General features: G+C 44.8%; 17 protein-coding genes. 10 read left to right on the forward strand and 7 right to left on the reverse strand.

The features are described from left to right. Positions 1 to 50 precede the first annotated feature (50 nt). Positions 51 to 1,730, forward strand: coding sequence for a PQQ-dependent sugar dehydrogenase (locus tag P2G54_RS00310; RefSeq protein ID WP_275867083.1), 1,680 nt, complete (start codon positions 51 to 53; stop codon positions 1,728 to 1,730). Positions 1,731 to 1,783: 53 nt separating this feature from the next. Here the strand turns inward: P2G54_RS00310 and secDF are convergent, their stop codons facing one another. From secDF to P2G54_RS00330, 4 genes are all read right to left on the reverse strand, one after another. After that, the gene (secDF, locus tag P2G54_RS00315; protein WP_275867085.1) at positions 1,784 to 4,741 is read right to left on the reverse strand and encodes a protein translocase subunit SecDF; all 2,958 of its coding nucleotides are present in this window, start codon (positions 4,739 to 4,741) and stop codon (positions 1,784 to 1,786) included. A gap of 93 nt (positions 4,742 to 4,834) precedes the next feature. After that, positions 4,835 to 5,179, reverse strand: coding sequence for a hypothetical protein (locus tag P2G54_RS00320; protein WP_275867086.1), 345 nt, complete (start codon positions 5,177 to 5,179; stop codon positions 4,835 to 4,837). Positions 5,180 to 5,236: 57 nt separating this feature from the next. Then, entirely contained in the window at positions 5,237 to 5,857 is a 621-nt protein-coding gene (gene udk / locus P2G54_RS00325) for a uridine kinase (RefSeq protein WP_275867088.1), read from the reverse strand. A 32-nt stretch (positions 5,858 to 5,889) separates the two neighbouring features. Further along, the gene (locus tag P2G54_RS00330) at positions 5,890 to 6,471 is read right to left on the reverse strand and encodes a non-canonical purine NTP diphosphatase (protein WP_275867089.1); all 582 of its coding nucleotides are present in this window, start codon (positions 6,469 to 6,471) and stop codon (positions 5,890 to 5,892) included. Positions 6,472 to 6,569: 98 nt separating this feature from the next. Here P2G54_RS00330 and P2G54_RS00335 point away from each other — a divergent pair, with 98 nt between their 5' ends. Both P2G54_RS00335 and P2G54_RS00340 read left to right on the forward strand, forming a co-directional pair. Next, a complete protein-coding gene (locus P2G54_RS00335; protein ID WP_275867091.1) occupies positions 6,570 to 7,133 on the forward strand; it encodes a TIGR00730 family Rossman fold protein in 564 nt (187 codons plus the stop codon). 126 nt (positions 7,134 to 7,259) lie between these two features. Further along, positions 7,260 to 7,763, forward strand: a complete 504-nt coding sequence (locus P2G54_RS00340) for a hypothetical protein (RefSeq protein ID WP_275867093.1) — start codon at positions 7,260 to 7,262, stop codon at positions 7,761 to 7,763. Positions 7,764 to 7,770: 7 nt separating this feature from the next. On the opposite strand, the gene ruvB is transcribed toward P2G54_RS00340, so the two are convergent. After that, positions 7,771 to 8,805: a Holliday junction branch migration DNA helicase RuvB gene (ruvB, locus tag P2G54_RS00345; protein WP_275867094.1), complete on the reverse strand. Its 1,035-nt coding sequence runs from the start codon at positions 8,803 to 8,805 to the stop codon at positions 7,771 to 7,773. Positions 8,806 to 8,925: 120 nt separating this feature from the next. On the opposite strand from ruvB, the gene P2G54_RS00350 reads away from it, so the two are divergent. The 5 genes from P2G54_RS00350 to acs all read left to right on the forward strand — a co-directional run bounded on the left by P2G54_RS00350 (position 8,926) and on the right by acs (position 14,940). Next, positions 8,926 to 9,993, forward strand: coding sequence for an FAD:protein FMN transferase (locus P2G54_RS00350; RefSeq protein WP_275868421.1), 1,068 nt, complete (start codon positions 8,926 to 8,928; stop codon positions 9,991 to 9,993). A gap of 120 nt (positions 9,994 to 10,113) precedes the next feature. Continuing rightward, complete coding sequence (locus tag P2G54_RS00355; protein ID WP_275867096.1) at positions 10,114 to 10,872, forward strand: zinc permease; 759 nt, start codon at positions 10,114 to 10,116, stop codon at positions 10,870 to 10,872. Positions 10,873 to 11,031: 159 nt separating this feature from the next. Further along, on the forward strand, positions 11,032 to 11,295 hold the full coding sequence (locus P2G54_RS00360) for a DUF4212 domain-containing protein (protein WP_275867097.1): 264 nt from the start codon (positions 11,032 to 11,034) through the stop codon (positions 11,293 to 11,295). A 27-nt stretch (positions 11,296 to 11,322) separates the two neighbouring features. Beyond that, positions 11,323 to 13,008: a sodium:solute symporter family protein gene (locus P2G54_RS00365; protein ID WP_275867099.1), complete on the forward strand. Its 1,686-nt coding sequence runs from the start codon at positions 11,323 to 11,325 to the stop codon at positions 13,006 to 13,008. Positions 13,009 to 13,047: 39 nt separating this feature from the next. After that, positions 13,048 to 14,940, forward strand: coding sequence for an acetate--CoA ligase (acs, locus tag P2G54_RS00370; protein WP_275867101.1), 1,893 nt, complete (start codon positions 13,048 to 13,050; stop codon positions 14,938 to 14,940). A 49-nt stretch (positions 14,941 to 14,989) separates the two neighbouring features. Here the strand turns inward: acs and P2G54_RS00375 are convergent, their stop codons facing one another. After that, positions 14,990 to 15,163, reverse strand: coding sequence for a hypothetical protein (locus tag P2G54_RS00375; RefSeq protein ID WP_275867102.1), 174 nt, complete (start codon positions 15,161 to 15,163; stop codon positions 14,990 to 14,992). Positions 15,164 to 15,261: 98 nt separating this feature from the next. Here P2G54_RS00375 and P2G54_RS00380 point away from each other — a divergent pair, with 98 nt between their 5' ends. Together P2G54_RS00380 and P2G54_RS00385 are read left to right on the forward strand one after the other, a co-directional pair. After that, entirely contained in the window at positions 15,262 to 17,205 is a 1,944-nt protein-coding gene (locus tag P2G54_RS00380; RefSeq protein WP_275867104.1) for a DUF294 nucleotidyltransferase-like domain-containing protein, read from the forward strand. Next, a complete protein-coding gene (locus P2G54_RS00385; protein WP_275867106.1) occupies positions 17,205 to 17,876 on the forward strand; it encodes a 3'-5' exonuclease in 672 nt (223 codons plus the stop codon). The genes P2G54_RS00380 and P2G54_RS00385 overlap by 1 nt, the downstream gene beginning before the upstream one ends. Here the strand turns inward: P2G54_RS00385 and P2G54_RS00390 are convergent, their stop codons facing one another. Next, on the reverse strand, positions 17,877 to 19,277 hold the full coding sequence (locus P2G54_RS00390) for a DUF4403 family protein (protein ID WP_275867107.1): 1,401 nt from the start codon (positions 19,275 to 19,277) through the stop codon (positions 17,877 to 17,879). Positions 19,278 to 19,294 lie beyond the last annotated feature (17 nt).

Consider the following 19,294-nt stretch of genomic DNA (forward strand, 5'->3'; position numbering starts at 1 on the left):
AAACAGTCAATAAATTTTGCTGAGCGGAGAAAATAATCTACTTAGCAAGAATGAAGAGACTAGCGCCTTACCTTTTAATTCTTTCCCCTCTCTTTTTCTCCTGCTCCCTTTCGAAAAAGAATGAATCTTCCGTGGACATTTCTACGGATCAAGAACAGATACAATCCGGAAAAAACCTTTTTGAACAAAACTGTTCGGCATGTCACAGTTTCACCCAGACTACCATAGGTCCAAATCTAAGTGGCCTCACGATAAGTGTGGAATCAGAATGGATCCGAAATTTCATCAAAAATCCCCAAGCTCTTATTGATAGGGGAGACGAAAGAGCAAAAGACCTTTATGCAAAGTTTAAAGTATACATGCCTGCCTTTGGGCATTTGAAAGACCCGGAAATCGAAGATTTACTGAGTTACATGCATACTTTTCAGACCCTTCCGGACACCACTCAGCCAAAAGGCCTAGAGGATCCAATTCCAGCAAAAATCCAAGATTCGGGAATCCGGTTGGAGCTCGAATTTTTAACCCAGGTTCCCGCTTCCGACTCAGTTTCCCCACTGGCAAAAATCACCAAGTTGGAGTCCGAACCGATTTCAGGAAGGACTTTTGTCAATGACCAACATGGAACCCTCTATGAACTGAAAGGTGGAAAAGTCCAAGTCTATCTTCCTCTGAAAACCCTCCGACCCAAACTGGTCTCCAAACCGGGACTGGCTACCGGTTTTGGAAGTTATGCCTTTCATCCTGAATTTGTCGAAAACGGGAAACTTTATACCAGTCATACAGAACCCGGAGACACAGCCAAAGCAGATTTTGCCTATGCCGACAGTATTCCGGTAAAAATGCAATGGGTTCTTACCGAATGGGAAACCGACAATCCACAAGCTCATGAGTTCAAAGGAACAGGTAAGGAACTGATGCGTATCGATGTGGTCACCCAAATCCATGGCGTGCAGGAGCTGACCTTCAATCCCAACTCGAAAAAAGGCGATTCGGACTATGGCTTGCTCTATATTGGAATAGGAGATGGGGGTAGTGCAGAAAGCGGATATTCTTTTATTTCCGACCATTACGGTACCAAAATCTGGAGCAGTATCCTCAGAATAGACCCATCCGGAACCAACAGCAAAAATGGAAAATATGGAATTCCGTCCTCTAATCCATTGGCAGGCAATCCTAGTAAAGCCGGGGAAGTGTATGCCTATGGTTTTCGAAATCCCAACCGGATTTTCTGGGATGAAAAAGGGAGAATGTTTGCCACAGAAATCGGTCACAAAAATGTCGAGGAACTCAATGTAATTGAGGCCGGTAATTTCTATGGTTGGCCACAACGGGAAGGAACCTTCGTCATCAATGCTTATGGCAATATGGACGAGATTTATGCACTTCCAAAAAATGATGCGGAGTTGGGTTCGGTTTATCCCCTCATCCAATTGGACCATGATGAACTCTCGGCAATCATTGGTGGCTATTTTGTGAAAAACGGCCCGCTCAAAGGAAAATGGCTCTTTGGTGACGTTCCTTCAGGAAGGTTGTTTTATGCTGATTTGGAGGAAGAAGAAAATGTGAAAGTAGAAACTTGGGGGATATCATTCGAAGGGAAGGAAATGACCCTTCAGGAACTTTGCGGTAAACCCCGGGTCGACCTAAAGTTCGGTCAGGATAAGTCAGGTCAAATTTACCTCATGACCAAGGCTGACGGAAAAATCTACAAAATCAAAGGTACCCTATAACAAAGAAAGCTGCTCTATAATTAGAGCAGCTTTCTTTTTGCATTCAGATTGGATTAAGCCTTTTTAGCTTCTTTTTCCTGCTCCAATTCTCTCTTCATCAAGTCCACTACAATTGGAGTGGCAATGTAAACAGAAGAATAAGTACCTACTACGATACCGATAAATAGGGCAAAGGAGAAGCCTCTCAATACTTCACCACCAAAAATCAAGAGTACAATCACCACAACCAAGGTTGTAAATGAAGTGATCAAAGTACGTCCCAAAGTTTGGTTGATCGCATCGTTGAATACCTTCACCAATTTTCCGGTACCACGGTTCTCGATATTTTCACGGATACGGTCAAATACAATCACGGTATCGTTGATGGAGTAACCAATTACGGTCAAGACTGCAGCGATAAACACCTGGTCAATCTCAAAGGTAGCACCCAGTGCACTGGCAATCGCAAAGGCTGCAATCACAAACAAGGTATCGTGAATCAGGGCAATGATGGAAGCCAGTGAGAACTGCCACTTACGGAATCTCAACAAAATGTAAAGGAAGATCGCTACCAATGCTGCCAACATTGCCTCTGCGGAAGAAGCTTTGATGTCATCAGCCACAGTGGCACCTACTTTGGATGAACCCGTGATTGCAAACTGTCCGGAAGACAGGTTTTCTGCATCCTCGGTGAATCTGAATCCTGTCACCGTAGCAATTCCTTCTTTTACTTTTTCTTCAACAGCTTTGTTGGAAGCGTCGTCATCCTCATTGATCAGATAAGAAGTAGTCACTTTAAGGACATTATTAGCTCCATAAGTCTTCACCTCTACAGAGCCATCAAATTCTCTGTCCAAACCAACTTTCAATTCAGAAGGAACAACCGGCTCGTCAAAAGCAACGATATAGGATCTACCTCCCGTAAAATCAACCCCGAATTTCAGTCCGTTAATTGCGGCAATTGCAAGACCGATTACGATGATTCCAGAAGAAATCAGATAGGCTACCTTACGCTTGCTCAAGAAATCCAAGTTCAGGGAGCTCAAGGCATTTTTTGCAAATGGAGTAGCGAAGCTGATGGAGCTCTTTTCTCCCTTCTTGCTCATCCAGTATACAATTACTCGTGTGATGAATACCGCAGAGAAGAAAGAAGACGCAATACCGATCATCAACACAATCGCGAAGCCTTTCACTGGTCCCTGTCCCAATGCATACAAAATCGCACCGGTCAAGAAGGTAGTTACGTTGGAGTCAAGGATTGCAGAGAATGCCTTATTGTAACCAGCGTTGATGGATGCAATCAAGCCTACCCCGTTTCTCAGTTCTTCTTTGATACGTTCGAAAATCAGAACGTTGGCGTCAATGGACATACCAATAGTCAACACGATACCAGCGATACCCGGCAAGGTCAAAGCGGCACCCAACTGCGCCAAGATTCCAAGGATGAAGAAGATGTTGAATACCAATGCAGCAATCGCCACCAAACCACCTTTGGAATAATAAGCAACCATAAACAAGACCACAATCACCAAACCAGCAACCATGGAAACGATACCTTGACTTTGAGCCTCTTTACCCAAAGTTGGACCGATAATGCTTTCCTCCACAATTTGGGTAGGAGCCGGAAGAGAACCGGATTTCAGAATATTAGCCAAATCTTGTGCTTCCTGAAGGGTAAAGTTACCAGAGATTTCAGACTGTCCAGTTGGGATTTCTCCATTTACAACCGGAGCGGTATACACATAATCATCCAAAACAACAGCAATTCTTCTTCCGATATTGGCAGCAGTCAGGGTTCTCCATTTTCTGGCACCTTCTGCGTTCATCTGCATGGAAACTGCAGGTCGGGAAGTTTGGTCCAATGTCTGACGGGCATCAGTCACTACATCACCTTCCAAAGGAGCTTGGTCAGTTCCTCTTGGAGCCTTGATGGCATACAACTCCATTACCTCAGCACCATCCTCTGTCACAAATGGCTTCACGCCCCAAAGCAACTTGATGTCCCTTGGAAGTAAGGAGCTGTAGTTAGGATTTTTCAAAATTCTATTGATGGCCATCGTGTCGCCCAACTCATAGGCAAGACCCATATTTGGCATCAACAAACTATAAATAGGAGACACATCATTTCCTCCTGCATTCATTGGATCAATCTGCTCCAACTGTTTTTCCAAGGCAATTCTCAAGGAGTCTTCCTGAGACATTCCTTCTTCATAAACCTCTTCCTCCTCAGCTGAATTTGCCTTATTGTCAGCTACCCAGCTAGAATTGATGGCATCAAGAGCTCCGCCTATTTCATTGACTTCGGCAACTTCCCAAAACTGAAGCTTAGCCACACCTTGAAGCAAGTTTCTCACACGCTCCTGATTGTCCACACCTGGAAGTTCGATCTGGATACGTCCAGAACCCTGAATCCTCTGAATATTTGGCTGAGAAGTACCGAATCGGTCGATACGTGTTCTCAAAATGTTGAAAGAACGGTCTATGGCATTTTCAACCTCAGTATCGATAATCTCAAGGATTTCGGAATCAGAGGATTCCAAAGAGATTCTACCTCTGTTCGCTGCAGTGGCAAAAATGCTACTAAGGTTTTTGCCTGAATTGTTTCTTTGCCAAGCTGAATAAAACAGGTCAACAAACTTCTCATCAGAAGTTTTTGCTGCTTCTCTTGCTTCATCCACAGACTGGTTGAATGCCTGATCCTTGGGGTTTCCGGCAATACCTTTTACGATTTCAACAGGAGAAACCTCCAGAGTCACGTGCATACCTCCTTGAAGGTCAAGACCCAATCCAAGCTCGGTTTCTTTAATCTCCTGATAGGTAAAATCAGCACCTAGGAAATTGTATACAGGCTGTCTCCAGATGGAGTCCAGATATCCTCGTCTTTTGGCAAAGTCAACATTGCCGGAAGCGTCAGTAGCATAGGCTGTTGCCTTTTCCTGAACGCCAGTAGATACAAATGTGAATGACAGATAATACAGACAAAGCGCTGTAATAATCACTGTCAAAAACACAATGACACCTTTGTTTTGCATAGAAATAGATATTAATTAATTGAATTGTAAATACAGATATAGTGTGGAACTGCTCATACAGATCCTAAAATAAAGCCGAGAAAAAAAGGAGGATTAGGGCCCCTTGGTCGAAATTATCCTTTCAAAAAGGATTTCTACCAATTGATTTGGCTGAAAAACAGAAACAACTTCGGCTACAAAAGTTTTGGGCTCAAAGCTGATGATTTCATAGATCAAATAAAATACGGAATGACTTACCTGAAGCGCAAAAGGAACAACTGCATCAAGAGCAACATTTAAAAAAGTCTGCTCGGAATCGGAATTAGCGTGATTTTCAACCTTCACGGATTCCGGCTCAGGCATGTACTCCAAAGAAGAAACAAAAAAGCACAATAGCAATGCAAGCATCAAAGTGATGCGCTGTTGGATCAGTTTGCTATTTGCCTTTTTATTGTTCATGGGTCGCAAATATAGCCATTATTTGAAATTCAAGAAGTTTGGCCAACTTTTTTTGAATCACTTGCTGGACTTGGCTCTCATATAGGTCCGGATCACATCCAAAGCCCTGTCAAAATTGCTGTTGTTTGGAACGATCAGATCTGCCTCATTTTTGAATGGTTCGATGTACTTTTCATAGGTAGGCATCACGTGCATCTCATAGCGGTACAGCACATCATCCAAATCATAGCCCCGCTCCACTTTGTCACGGATGATTCTGCGCTTCAATTTGATATGATCCTTTGCATCAATAAAAATCTTCAGATCCAGCAACTCTGCCAACTCCGGATAATATAAAACAAAAATACCCTCTACCACCACTACTGGAGCGGAGGAAAAGGTCAGCATTTTGGGCTTCTTGGCAGAATTGTTAAAAGTGTACTCCTCCCGCTGTACCGTTTCCCCGGCCTGTATCTTCCGGATATCCGCGGCATATGCTTCAAAGTCAATGCTCTGAGGAGTATCAAAATTGTGAACCCCCTGGGCATCGACGGGCTGCAAGTTTCTAGGTTTATAATAATTGTCCTGGGAAATCAAACAGACTTCCTCTGGATCAAAAGAACTTAGCAGGCGCTCAAGAAAAAGCGTTTTCCCAGAGGCCGAACCTCCCGTAATCCCGACTATAAACGGTTTTTGCATGGTCACAAAGTTAATTCAAATTCGGGCTAAATTCAGAATTTTCTTTGGCTCAGAAATTCGATCAAAGCCCTGACCGCCTTTCCCCGATGGGAAATTTGATTCTTTTCATCCAGGCTCAGTTCGGCAAATGTCTTTTCATATCCCTCTGGACAGAATACAGGATCATACCCAAATCCTCCTTCTCCTACTTTTTCCTCCAAAATCTCTCCTTTTGCTATTCCTTCAAACTGGAATTCTTCTCCATCCAGAATCAAGGCGATGACAGTCCTGAACCGAGCCTTTCTATTCTCCAAGCCCTGCATATTCTTCAAAAGCAACTCAATATTCCGCTCATCGGATCTGGGTTCCCCGGCATATCGCCCAGAATAGACTCCGGGAGCTCCAGCCAAGGCCTCCACTTCCAATCCAGTATCATCTGCAAAGCAGTCCACTCCATAATTCTCCTTGACATAGCGGGCTTTTTGAAAGGCATTGTGCTCCAAGGTGTCCCCTGTTTCAGGAAGCTCCTCATTACAGCCCACTTCTTTGAGGGAAACAATTTCAAAGTCAGAGCCGAGCGCAGCTTTCACTTCTTCGATTTTCTTGGTATTGTTTGTTGCAAAGCAGATTTTCATAGTCCAAAAATAGGCAAAACATAGGTTGTGAAGAAGTTTGGAAAAAGATATAGACTGTCCACCTCAGATTGCCTATTTTCACTTTAAAATTTGGGCTTATGAAAAAGATTACCATTTATTGCGGTTCCAGAAAAGGCGAATCATCGGTTTTTGAATCAGGAGCAAGGGCCTTGGCTCAGGAAATGATCAAAAGGGATCACTCCCTTGTTTATGGTGCAGGTCGAGTAGGGCTCATGGGTATTATCGCCGATGAAATGTTGGGAGCAGGGAAGGAAGTCTTGGGGATCATTCCGCAAAAATTGGTAGATCGGGAAGTGGCCCATGAAGGCTGTACTGAGCTCATCATCGTGGAAACCATGCGCGACAGGAAATGGCTAATGGCTGAGCGTGGAGACGGATTTATTGCCATGCCAGGAGGAATCGGAACTTTGGAGGAACTCTTTGAAATCATGACCTTGAACCAACTCCGATATATCCAAAAACCCCTGGCGCTTTATAATGTAAATGGATACTTCGACAAGCTGATTGACTTCCTCAACCATGCCATGGACTCCGGCTTTTTATATCCTGAGCAAGAAGAGCTGTTGATCATTTCCGATGATCCCGTCGATTTGCTCGACCAAATGGCGGCCTACCAAGCCAGAAGACCATCAGATTGGTAAAAGCATCCTTTCCGGCAAACCGTGGCAGTGTGTTTGCCCAAAATTCGAAAGAAAAACTTCTTTTCCGGGTCAATTTTCCTCCCATTGTGAGGAATTCCCTATTTTTGCTCAGCAATTCAGCACAACATGATTCAAAAACTGTTTCCACTTGACAAAAACTACATTCTCAGACAGGCACAGTCTGTTTTGGAGGAAGAGTTGATCGATAGAATGGTTTTTGAACTGAAGAAATCCTACACATTATTATATAATCCCCTGCGACTGATGGATCCGACCTATGAGCGGATTTTGGACACTTTTGAATTTCCACGGGACCGGGTTCGGTTGATTTATCGGCAGCTCTGTGGAATCTACCGCTACAAGCATGGGGATAATCAATTGGAATTGCTTTTCGACGGGCGAACCCATTTTGAAAAATTCCAGGAGGATTGGGCTAGCAGTTTGGTGAATTATACCCAACAGCTCGGAATGCATGAACAATACGTCAAGACCATGCTCCGGATGACCATACTTTTTGATACTGAGAGCAGAGCGGAATGGGCAGAAAACCACTGCAAGGCATTTATCAACCAGTTTTTTGAGATCAAGGTGGTAAAAAGACAGGGTGAGCTGAAACTTAAAGTCAGCTAAACCACTGCTAAAAGCCCTCAAATAAGGTCCCTGTGCTTGAATTGGGCTTGATATTTAGATGCTTATAAGCCAATTCAGTGGCCATTCTACCTCTGGAGGTCCGTTTCATATAACCTTCCTGAATCAAAAAAGGCTCATAAACCTCCTCGATGGTTTCAGATTCCTCCCCACAGGCAGTAGCAATGGTACCCAATCCTACCGGCCCTCCTTTGAATTTCTCGATTATGGTCAACAGGATACGATTATCCATTTCATCCAGGCCATGTTCATCCACATCCAGCGCATTCAAGGCAATCTTTGCGATATCCAGGGTGATTGTTCCGTTTCCCTTGACTTCTGCAAAGTCACGGGTTCGGCGAAGTAGCATATTGGCAATTCTTGGCGTGCCCCGGCTTCTTCTAGCGATTTCATAAGCGGCCACTTCGTCAATTGGAGTCTGCAAAATCCCGGCGGAACGGGACACAATATCAGTCAGTAATTTGGCATCGTAGTATTCCAGTCGGGAATTGATCCCGAAGCGGGCACGTAGGGGAGAAGTAAGCAAGCCTGAACGAGTCGTCGCCCCAATCAAGGTAAATGGACTCAAGGAAATCTGAACAGATCGGGCATTAGGACCACTATCCAGCATGATATCAATTCGAAAATCCTCCATGGCAGAATACAGATATTCCTCCACGATGGGATTGAGACGGTGAATCTCATCAATGAAAAGCACATCCCCCTCTTCCAAATTCGTCAGCAAGCCTGCTAAATCAGAGGGTTTGTCCAGTACTGGTCCAGAGGTGATCTTAATCCCCGCCTGCAATTCATTGGCGATGATATGACTGAGCGTGGTTTTGCCCAATCCCGGAGGGCCATGAAGTAATACATGGTCCAGAGGTTCATTTCGGTTTTTGGCAGCAAGGACAAACACCCGGAGGTTTTCCACGATTTTTGCCTGTCCGGTAAAGTCCTCAAAACTTAAAGGGCGAAGTGCTTTCTCAAACTCTTTATCCTTCGAACTTAAATGCTCCTCGTCTCCTCTCAGATAGTCTTCTCTCATAGTCTTGCAATACCTTACAAATATAGAAAAATACAGAAGCGAGGACAGATGATTTTTGATCAGTGAACTCTGGCCTCCATGCCAAAATAAGCTTTAACTTTGAGCCAAATTCCAAGTGCTATGCGTCCCAATGCCCGAAAAAATATAGTCTATTCCCTGGTTTTGTTGCTAATGGTGATCCTGGTCTATTCCTGGAGGACCCGGGAAGCGAAAGAGTCGAGCCTTTCTCTACCCCAGAAAACTGAAATCAGTAAAATGACTCTTTCCGGCCAAACCATGGGGACTACCTACCATATTTCCTATTTGGATTCCGCAGAAAGGGATTTTCAGACATCTGTAGACTCTCTTTTGGTAGTTTTCAACCAAAGCTTGTCCACCTATATCCCGGATTCTGAGCTAAGCCGCTTCAACCAAAACGACAGCTTGGATTTTGAACTTCCCTATCTCCCTGAAGTTTTGGCTGCCTCCAAGGTGGTTTATGAAAAAACCGGAGGAGCATTTGATCCAACTGTAGGCCCATTGGTCAATGTTTGGGGTTTTGGTCCAGGAGGGCCTGAACTGAAAGATAGCGTAGCCATCAGCGAAATGTTGAACAAAGTTGGATTTGAAAAGATCGAATGGGATGAGAATCAACTCCGAAAAAAAATACCGGGAATTTATCTGGACTTTTCCGCCATTGCCAAGGGACAGGGTGTGGATGTAGTTGGAAATTTCCTGGCCTCCAAAGGCATCAAAAATTACCTTGTCGAAATCGGTGGAGAGTTAGTAGCCAGAGGTCTCAACGAAAAGGGAGAACTTTGGAAAGTGGGGGTCAACCGCCCGGAAGAATCCGCCAATGCCTCTGAACTCTACAGCATCATCGCACTTCAGGATAAAGGAATGGCAACTTCTGGCAATTACAGAAACTTCTATGTCAGAGATTCCCTAAAAATCTCCCATACCATCAATCCAAAAACCGGATATCCTGTCAGTCATAGTTTATTGAGCGCCACTGTGATTGCCAAGGACTGCATGACAGCCGATGCCTTTGCTACTGCCATGATGGTCATGGGAACCGAAAAGGCCATAGCCTTGGACGAAGAGCTGGAAGAAATCGAAATCTTTTTGATTTTCAGTGGTGCCAATGGGGAATATGAGACATATGCCAGTGAAAGCCTAAAACCCTATCTCTCCTTTATTCAGGAATAGGACTGGGCAGTGGGATCGGAATCCCTTGCATTAAATGCAACATTATTGAATTTTATTACCTTTGCCTTGGTTATACCTGCAAATTCCCCCTTTATCGGGAGGAAAAGAGCATAGCAATCCATGGCAATAAATTTTATCCTTCTTTTTTTAACAGCAATCGGAGTTGGTTCGATTGTATTTTTCGCTCCGAATTTCAGGGAAAATTATTTCAAGTTGGCCCTGGTTTTTGCCGGAGCCTATCTTTTTTCCATCACCATTCTACACATCATCCCCGAACTCTTTGCAGGTGGATTCGGAACTTCCCAAATGGGACTTTACATCTTGATTGGTTTTCTTCTGCAACAGATTCTCGAATATTTGTCCAGTGGAATAGAGCACGGGCATATCCATTTGCATCACCATGAAGGTTCTGGTAAAGGTGGAGTACTGACAGTGATGCTGGGACTGTTTATCCATGCATTTCTGGAAGGAACCCTTCTTTCCCATGGTAGCTTGATGGAATCTGTCACCCATACCGGAGGACATATCCACAGTGGCAAAACTGTACTACTGGGTATCATCATGCACAAAGGGCCAGCAGCTTTTGCTTTAGCGGCAGTACTTTCTTCCGTACTGAGCAAGCGACTGAGCTTTTTTCTTTTGGTGCTTTTTGCACTTGCTTCTCCCTTGGGAATGTATTCCAGCGCATACCTATATGAATTGGGAGTATTAGAAAAAGAAGGAGTGGGAATTCTCTATGGGCTTGTTGCGGGAGGATTTCTGCATATTTCCACCACCATTTTCTTCGAAAGTAGCCCTCATCATAAGTTGCAACTCAATAAAATGCTAATCAGCTTTTTGGCGGCGGCACTGGCCATCCTTTCGGAATATTTAATCTAAGCCTTACATTTTTCTTAGGCATTCAATAATTCCCAAAGAAAATCAGGGATAAATCAAGACTTTCAGAAATTTTTTGTGTTTTTCATAAAAAACTGGTTGCTTTTGGAGCAAGCATACCCCTACTTTAGGAGGAAATGATATTCCCAAAATCCAGTCCCCATGTCGTCCCAAAAGCAACAAATGAAAGCGTATTGGAGAAAAAATCTCCAAACACTTCTGATTCTTCTCCTCATCTGGTTTCTTGTATCCTTTGGTTTTGGAATCCTACTAGTGGATCCTTTAAATAAGATCCAGTTAGGCGGTTTTAAACTCGGCTTTTGGTTTGCGCAACAAGGCTCTATTTACTCCTTCGTGATTTTGATTTTCGTCTATGTATGGAAGATGAATCGGCTCGACAAGGAATTTGATGTCAACGAAGATTAAATAAAGTCCACTCAAAAAGCTCATACTATGGAAATTCTTACCTGGACATATATTTTGGTGGGGCTGACTTTTGCCCTGTATATAGGAATTGCAATCTGGACCCGAGCCGGATCCACTAAGGAATTTTACGTTGCCGGGGGTGGAGTATCTCCCCTCGCCAATGGCTTGGCCACGGCTGCGGATTGGATGTCGGCGGCTTCCTTTATCTCCATGGCTGGAATAATATCCTTTGCAGGCTATGATGGATCGGTCTATCTCATGGGCTGGACCGGAGGATATGTTTTGTTGGCTCTTTTGCTGGCTCCTTATCTTAGAAAATTCGGAAAGTTTACGGTTCCGGATTTTGTTGGAGACCGATACTATTCCACTACGGCAAAAATTGTCGCCGTTGTTTGCGCCCTGTTCATCTCCTTCACCTATGTAGCCGGACAAATGCGAGGTGTTGGGATCGTATTCTCCCGATACCTGGAAGTCCCCATAGAATGGGGAGTGGTGATCGGAATGTGTATTGTCTTCTTTTATGCGGTTTTGGGAGGAATGAAAGGCATTACGTATACCCAAGTTGCCCAGTATTGTGTCTTGATTTTTGCATACATGGTTCCTGCCATATTCATTTCCATGCAGTTGACCGGAAACCCAATACCTCAATTGGGTTTGGGAGGGGATTTAGCTGATGGAACTCCCCTTTTGGCAAAATTGGACGGAGTTCTTTCCGAATTGGGATTTGCAGAGTATACCAGTGGCCGAAAAGGCATGACGGATGTCTTTATGATCACCCTGGCACTGATGGTCGGGACAGCAGGCCTACCCCATGTAATTGTCCGCTTTTTTACGGTACCAAGAGTGAAGGATGCACGGCTTTCGGCTGGCTACGCCCTTGTTTTTATAGCGATATTATATACCACGGCTCCTGCTTTGGCGGCATTTGGCATTTACAATACCATCAACAGTACCTCTGAAAAAAACATCTCCGCTCTTCCTGAATGGGTAAATACCTGGCAAAAAACCAACTTGATCCATGTGGATGACAAAAACGGAGATGGAAAGGTCCAGTATCTGGCCGACCCTGTTGCCAATGAACTTTCCATTGACAGGGACATCATGGTACTGGCAAGTCCTGAAATCGCCCAACTTCCCAATTGGGTAGTGGGATTGGTAGCCGCAGGAGCGATGGCTGCCGCACTATCAACTGCCGCGGGCTTGCTCTTGGTGATCTCCACGTCTGTTTCCAGAGATCTTTTCAAAACTTTCAAACCAGACATTTCTGAAAAGAAAGAACTCCGGATTGCCCGAATTGCCGCAGCAGGTGCGGTAATCCTGGCTGGTTATTTCGGAGTGAATCCTCCGGGATTTGTGGCTCAGGTAGTTGCCTTTGCCTTTGGACTGGCCGCAGCCTCATTTTTCCCCGTCATTATCATGGGGATTTTCTCCTCAAGGATAAACAAGGAAGGAGCAATTGCCGGGATGCTCTCCGGATTGGTTTTCACCCTTGGCTATATTATTTTCTTTAAATTTATCAGCCCCGAGCTCAACACGGCTGAGAATTGGTGGTTTGGCGTATCTCCGGAGGGAATAGGTTCAATAGGCATGATCCTCAACTTTGTGGTCTGCATCACCATTTCCAAATTCACACCTGCGCCACCTCAGGAAGTCCAGGAAATGATCCAAGAAATCCGGATACCAAGAGGAGCAGGAAAAGCAATAGAACATTAACGATTTACATCAATACTCGATTCAATAAACCTCAAGATTATGAGTGACAGATTACATACCCTAAGCGGATACCTTTATGAATACCAAAAAAGTGTAACCCAACCGGAGGAATTTTGGGCAAGGATTGCCGATTCATTCCACTGGAGAAAACGCTGGTCCAAAGTCCTCAAATGGAATTTCAATGACCCGGATGTCAAGTGGTTTATTGACGGAAAACTGAATATTACCGAGAATATATTTGAACGCCACCTCTTTACAATTGGAGATCGACCTGCCATCATTTGGGAACCCAACGATCCCAATGAGGAAAGCCGCACGATTACCTACAGAGAGCTTTATCATGAAGTTTGTCGGTTCGCAAATGCTCTAAAATCCAAAGGAATCGGAAAGGGAGACCGTGTCATTATCTACATGCCCATGGTCCCTGAAGCTGCTATAGCCATGTTGGCCTGTGCCAGAATCGGTGCTGTGCATTCCGTTGTTTTTGCCGGATTTTCAAGCACAGCCTTGGCCGACCGGATCAATGACTGCTCCGCAAAAGCGATTTTAACATCAGATGGAAACTTCCGAGGCAACAAGAAGATCGGTGTCAAATCCGTAGTGGATGAGGCGCTGGAGAAATCAAGTGTGGAAACTGTCATCGTCCATCAAAGAACCGGAGTGGAAGTATCCATGAAGGAAGGTCGGGATTACTGGTGGCATGAGGTAATGGAAGGAATGTCCGATTCGAATGTTGCCGAAGAGATGGACTCAGAGGATATGCTGTTTATCCTTTATACTTCCGGTTCCACCGGAAAACCAAAAGGTGTGGTTCACACCACGGGAGGGTATATGGTTTATACTCAGTATTCCTTTGAGAATGTCTTCCAATACTCTCCTGGGGATGTGTATTGGTGTACAGCAGATATTGGCTGGATCACGGGACATTCCTACATCGTATACGGGCCATTGCTGTCAGGAGCTACGACCCTGATGTTTGAAGGTGTGCCGACCTATCCGGACGCCAGCCGCTTTTGGTCTGTGGTGGAAAAACACAAGGTGAATCAGTTTTATACCGCCCCAACAGCGATTAGAGCTTTGCAAGCATATGGCACAGAACCTATTGAAGGCCATGACCTGAGCTCGCTAAAAGTACTGGGATCAGTAGGTGAACCCATCAACGAAGAGGCTTGGCATTGGTACCATACCCATATCGGAAAAGGCCAATGCCCTATCGTGGATACCTGGTGGCAAACAGAAACCGGAGGCATCATGGTTTCCCCACTTGCCGGAATTACCCCAACCAAACCAGCCTATGCCACCTTACCTCTGCCTGGAATCCAACTTTGCATCGTGGATGCAGATGGGCATGAACTGACCGGGAATGGAGTAGAAGGCAACCTCTGTGTCAAATTCCCTTGGCCTTCCATGATCCGAACCACCTATGGGGATCATGAGCGCTGCAAGCAAACCTACTTCTCGACTTACAAAAACATGTATTTCACTGGGGATGGGGTCAAAAGAGACCATGACGGATACTACAGAATTCTGGGGAGAGTGGATGACGTGATCAATGTCTCAGGTCACAGAATGGGAACTGCCGAGGTGGAAAACGCCATCAACGAGCACCCACTGGTAATCGAATCAGCAGTGGTTGGATATCCTCACGAAGTCAAAGGGCAGGGTATTTATGCCTATGTGATTTGCGATATGAAAAACCGAACCGAAGAAAACCTGATCAACGAAATCAAGGACACGGTTTCCAAAATCATCGGACCTATCGCCAAACCGGACAAGATCCAAATCGTACCTGGCTTACCCAAAACTAGATCCGGAAAAATCATGCGCCGTATCCTGAGAAAGGTGGCAGAAGGAAGTCTGGACAACATGGGTGATACCAGTACACTTCTGGATCCAGAAGTAGTCAACCAAATCATAGAAGGAAAGAAATAATCCAGTAATGAAAAGAGCCAAAATTTATTTGGCTCTTTTTTTCTTCCCTTTAAAGTTTGGGCGCGGAATCCTCATCCTCGGCATCCACATGAATGGAAGAAATAATAGAGTCCGGGGAATCCATTTCCTGCTTGTAAAAATTGTGAACTCCCACCATAAAGGCAACAATTAATGCCCACATGATTCTTCTGATAGGCTTGGCAATTTTGAAAAGTCTCTTCATTCCCAATAATTTAGAGCTACATAGGATCAATTAGAATGCTGAAAAATTTTCTGACATTATGACGGTAAAAGAGAAGGATTGATCCTTAAATTGAAGAAATGGCAAATGTAATTGTAAACCGGGTTTTGGAGTTCCTGAGGAGATATCCGCCTTTTTCCTTTCTTGGCAGAGAGGAACTCGAACGAGTGGCCTCCGCTGTGGAAATCCATTATCTGGAAAAGGGTGAATTGCTGTTCAATCAGGGAGAAGCGGCCCAGCCCCATTTTTTTGTCTTGAAAGAAGGTTCGGTAGAGCTCATCGAAACCAAGGCCGGAAAGGAAGAAATCCAGGAAATCTGTGACGAGGGAGATGTGTTTGGGGTATTGGCCCTTTTGGGAAAAAGACCCTACGTCCTTACCGCCAGAATCGCCGAAAACTCACTCATTTATTCCATCCCAGTGGAGATTTTTGAAGAGGTCCTGGAAAAAAACACCAAAGTTGCTCTCTATTTTGCTGCTGGGTTTGCATCCGGTCAGGTGGTAGTCCGCCAGGATCTTTCTCAGGGACAGAAGGCCCGTGGGGTATTCAAAGCTGAAAACAGGGACCATTCCCTACTGATCTTTTCAGACCAGTCGGAAATCAAAATTTCAGAAAAAGTGCTTACCTGCCGCCCCGATACGAGCATTCAAGAATTGGCAAATCAAATGTCTGAGGCAGATGTCAGCAGTATTGTGGTCAGCTCTGAGAAAGGCTTTCCCTTGGGGATCATTACGGATAAGGATCTCCGAAAAAGAGTCATAGCCCAATCCCTCCAAACCTCTGCTTTGGCTTCGGAGATCATGAGTACGCCGGTCATCACGCGAAAGAAAGAGTCCGGGTTTTCGGACCTCTATCTGACCATGATCAAAAACCGCTTGCATCATCTGATCCTTACCGAAGATGGGTCAGACCAAAGTCCTGTTTGTGGGATTCTATCGGACCATGATGTGCTGCTTTCCATGGGCAACAGTCCAGCGGTCCTGATCCATGGATTGATGAATACCTTGGATGTCAAAGAAATGCGCACCATAAGGGATCGGGCAGAACAAATGCTCCGGTACTATCTGGAAAATGAGGTAGCCATGGATTTCGTGGCTTCAATAATGACTGAAATCAACGATGTGATCATCCGTCAGGCAGTCAAAATCGCAGAAAGCAACTTAAAAGTAGAATATCCTGAATTCAAAAATACCCGCTATTGCTTTCTCTCCATGGGCTCAGAAGGTAGGGAGGAACAGCTCCTGCGAACAGATCAGGATAATGCTCTTGTATATGAAGACGTACCCGAAAAACTGAAGGAAAAAGCTGCAGAATATTTCTTGAAACTGGGGACTTCCATTGTAGAAGTGATGCTTGCCTGTGGTTTTGCCTCTTGCCCAGGGGATATCATGGCCAGCAACCCGGAATGGGTACAGCCCTTGTCCACCTGGAAAAACTATTTCAGCAAATGGATTCTAACCCCAACCCAGGATGCCTTGATGCGGGCTTCGATTTTCTTTGACTTTAGAGCGGTGACAGGCAATACCGGACTGGCCGAGGAACTCAGCCTTCACATCTACCAAGAGGTTCAAAAGAAGCAGGCATTCCTGAGTTTTCTAGCCCAAAACGCACTGGCTAATCCTGCTCCACTAGGCTTTTTCCGAAATTTCATGGTGGAAAAGTCCGGGGAACACAGGGACCAATTTGACATCAAAGCCCGCGCAATGATGCCTTTGACAGATCTGGCCAGACTTCTGGTTTTAAGTCACGGGGTTATTGGGGTCAATAATACATTCAAGCGATTTGAACGCCTGGCTGAATTGGAGCCCAACTACGAGGCGCTCTTTACTCAAGCAGGAAAAGCCTATGAAATCCTCATGAGGATGCGGGCTTTGGAAGGACTCAAAGAAGGAGACAGTGGACGATATATCCATCCCGAAAACTTGGGTAAACTACAGCGACAACTCCTCAAGAACACATTTTCCCCAATCTCCGAACTCCAGGAAATCGTACAGGTCCGTTTTCAGTTAGATTATTTCAGGTAATGAGTTGGTGGCCTTTTGAAAATAAGAAAACAGTCAAAACCGACTTTGTCAAAGCCTTCCTCGAGAAAGCCAGCAAACCTATTCCCTCCATTCGAAGTTTGGACCAGTTAAACTTCGTGGTGCTTGATACGGAGACTACCGGACTCAACCCCGAGGAGGATTTCATCCTTTCCTTTGGAGCCGTCAAAATCGAAAAGGGAAAAATCCTGGTCCACACAGCCTGCGAATGGTATCCTACTTCTCCCAAATCGGGAGGCGAAACTGCAAAGATCCACGGCTTAGTCAGTAGAGAAGAGGAAATCGAGTTAGAGGTTTTTGTCAAAAAACTCCTCCCATATTTAGACCAATCCATTTTGGTAGGGCATCATTTGGGTTTTGATTTGCAGATGCTGAAGAAAGCCTGTAAGCCTTTTGGCCTTGAAAAATTCCCAAACCCTGTTCTGGATACCATGAATTTTGCCGTTCGACTCGAATACGGGCCCCAAATTGATTGGCATCGGATCAAAAAGGAAGAGTATAGCCTGGACTCCCTTTGTGAGCGATATGGAATCGCCAAAGATGACCGCCATACGGCAGCAGGAGATGCTTTCCTGACTGCACAGCTTCTTTTGAAATTATTGAAAGTTGCCGAATCCAAAGGCATTGAAAATTTCGGGCAACTCATGCGCTGATCAGCGCCAGGACACCCTCACTTTACCGCTGGCTTTCATATAAACCAACAGCCCTCTGGAAACAGGAATAAACTGATCGGGAACAATTTCAAGTTCTGAAATAGCCAAGTCCGCAACTTCGGTTTCAAAACCCAGCCTTTCCAAAATCCCTTCTTCACTATCGGCAAGTAAGTCCCTTATCGGAAACTTGGACTGCTTCTGTATCTGCCTGATGATTTTTCGCTTTTTGAGAGCCACTCCCCATCTCGCCTGTGACTGATCGCTATCCAGTTTAAGGTTCAAATCTTTGAAAACCACGTTTTGGGTTTGACTGTCAAACTCAGGCCTTCCGACCACATAAATCTTTCCTTTCCAATCCTCACCTACTGATCTTTTTGCCAAGAAATCCATGGAAACCAAAACTAAACTCCCAAAGGCCTCCGTACGGATTCCTCCTAAGCTAAGATTGGTTTTTCTATTGACCCGGAAATTCCTTCCTTCCAGGTTCTGCTCCAGAAGTTGATCCAGATCGGCGTAGTCCACTTCCAAAGGCAATAAGATTTCCAAATGGTTCCCGTAGTCATTATTGCTACTGAGGTTGGGCAGGGGAAATGCCCGGGAAGGTGCAGCATCAATGGGATGCGTATTGATCTTTCCATCCAGTCCCAAAAGCACATTAAAATTGTCATCAGTGTCAAAGTATTCCTTAAACCGTACTTGCTCCGGCTGTAAGGAAAAAGCAGACCTGCCCCCCTGCCAGTCCACTGAAAAAGGTCTTCCGGCCTGATTCCAGGCTTTTTCTACAAAAGGCTTCAGGTTAAGCAGGGCTTTATCTTCATTCAGATTTTCCAAAGCCCATCTACGGAGTTCCTTTTCCATCAAACCGGTCAAATCCAGTCTCAACCCCAATACTTCCAAGCTAAGGTTTCCTCCCAGATCCACCAATTCAAATTCAGAGATACTGATGGTCCAGTTGCTATTGATCTCGGGATTGAATCTAAAAACAGGAGCAAACTCCTCATTCAAGGGGACTTTTCCTCTGAATATATTCCCCAAGCCTCCCCGCTTCAACACAACTTGTCCTTCAAGTTTGAGGGGAAGGCGGATTTGCACCGTCTGGCTATCCAAAGCATTCCAACTTAGTTCCCCATTTCGGATGAGAAGGAGGTTTCCTTCCATCCCAGATCCAAAATCAAGATTTTCCTCCTGAATTATTCTGGAAGGAATTTGAGAATTCAGGATACGATCCAGCGTATTTTTGGGCATTTCAAATGGCACATTCACCGTAGAACTCGCCAATGGAGGACTGGAAACAGGACCTGGCTTGCTAAGGTCCAGACTTTTGCAGGAGGCCAAGATCAAAAATCCGAATAGAAGTATCTTATAATGTTTTTTCAATTTGCTCGCGAAATGTATTTTCATACCAAAATTCTATACTT

The sequence above is a fragment of the Algoriphagus sp. CAU 1675 genome, assembly GCF_029222925.1.
Taxonomy (GTDB): domain Bacteria; phylum Bacteroidota; class Bacteroidia; order Cytophagales; family Cyclobacteriaceae; genus Algoriphagus.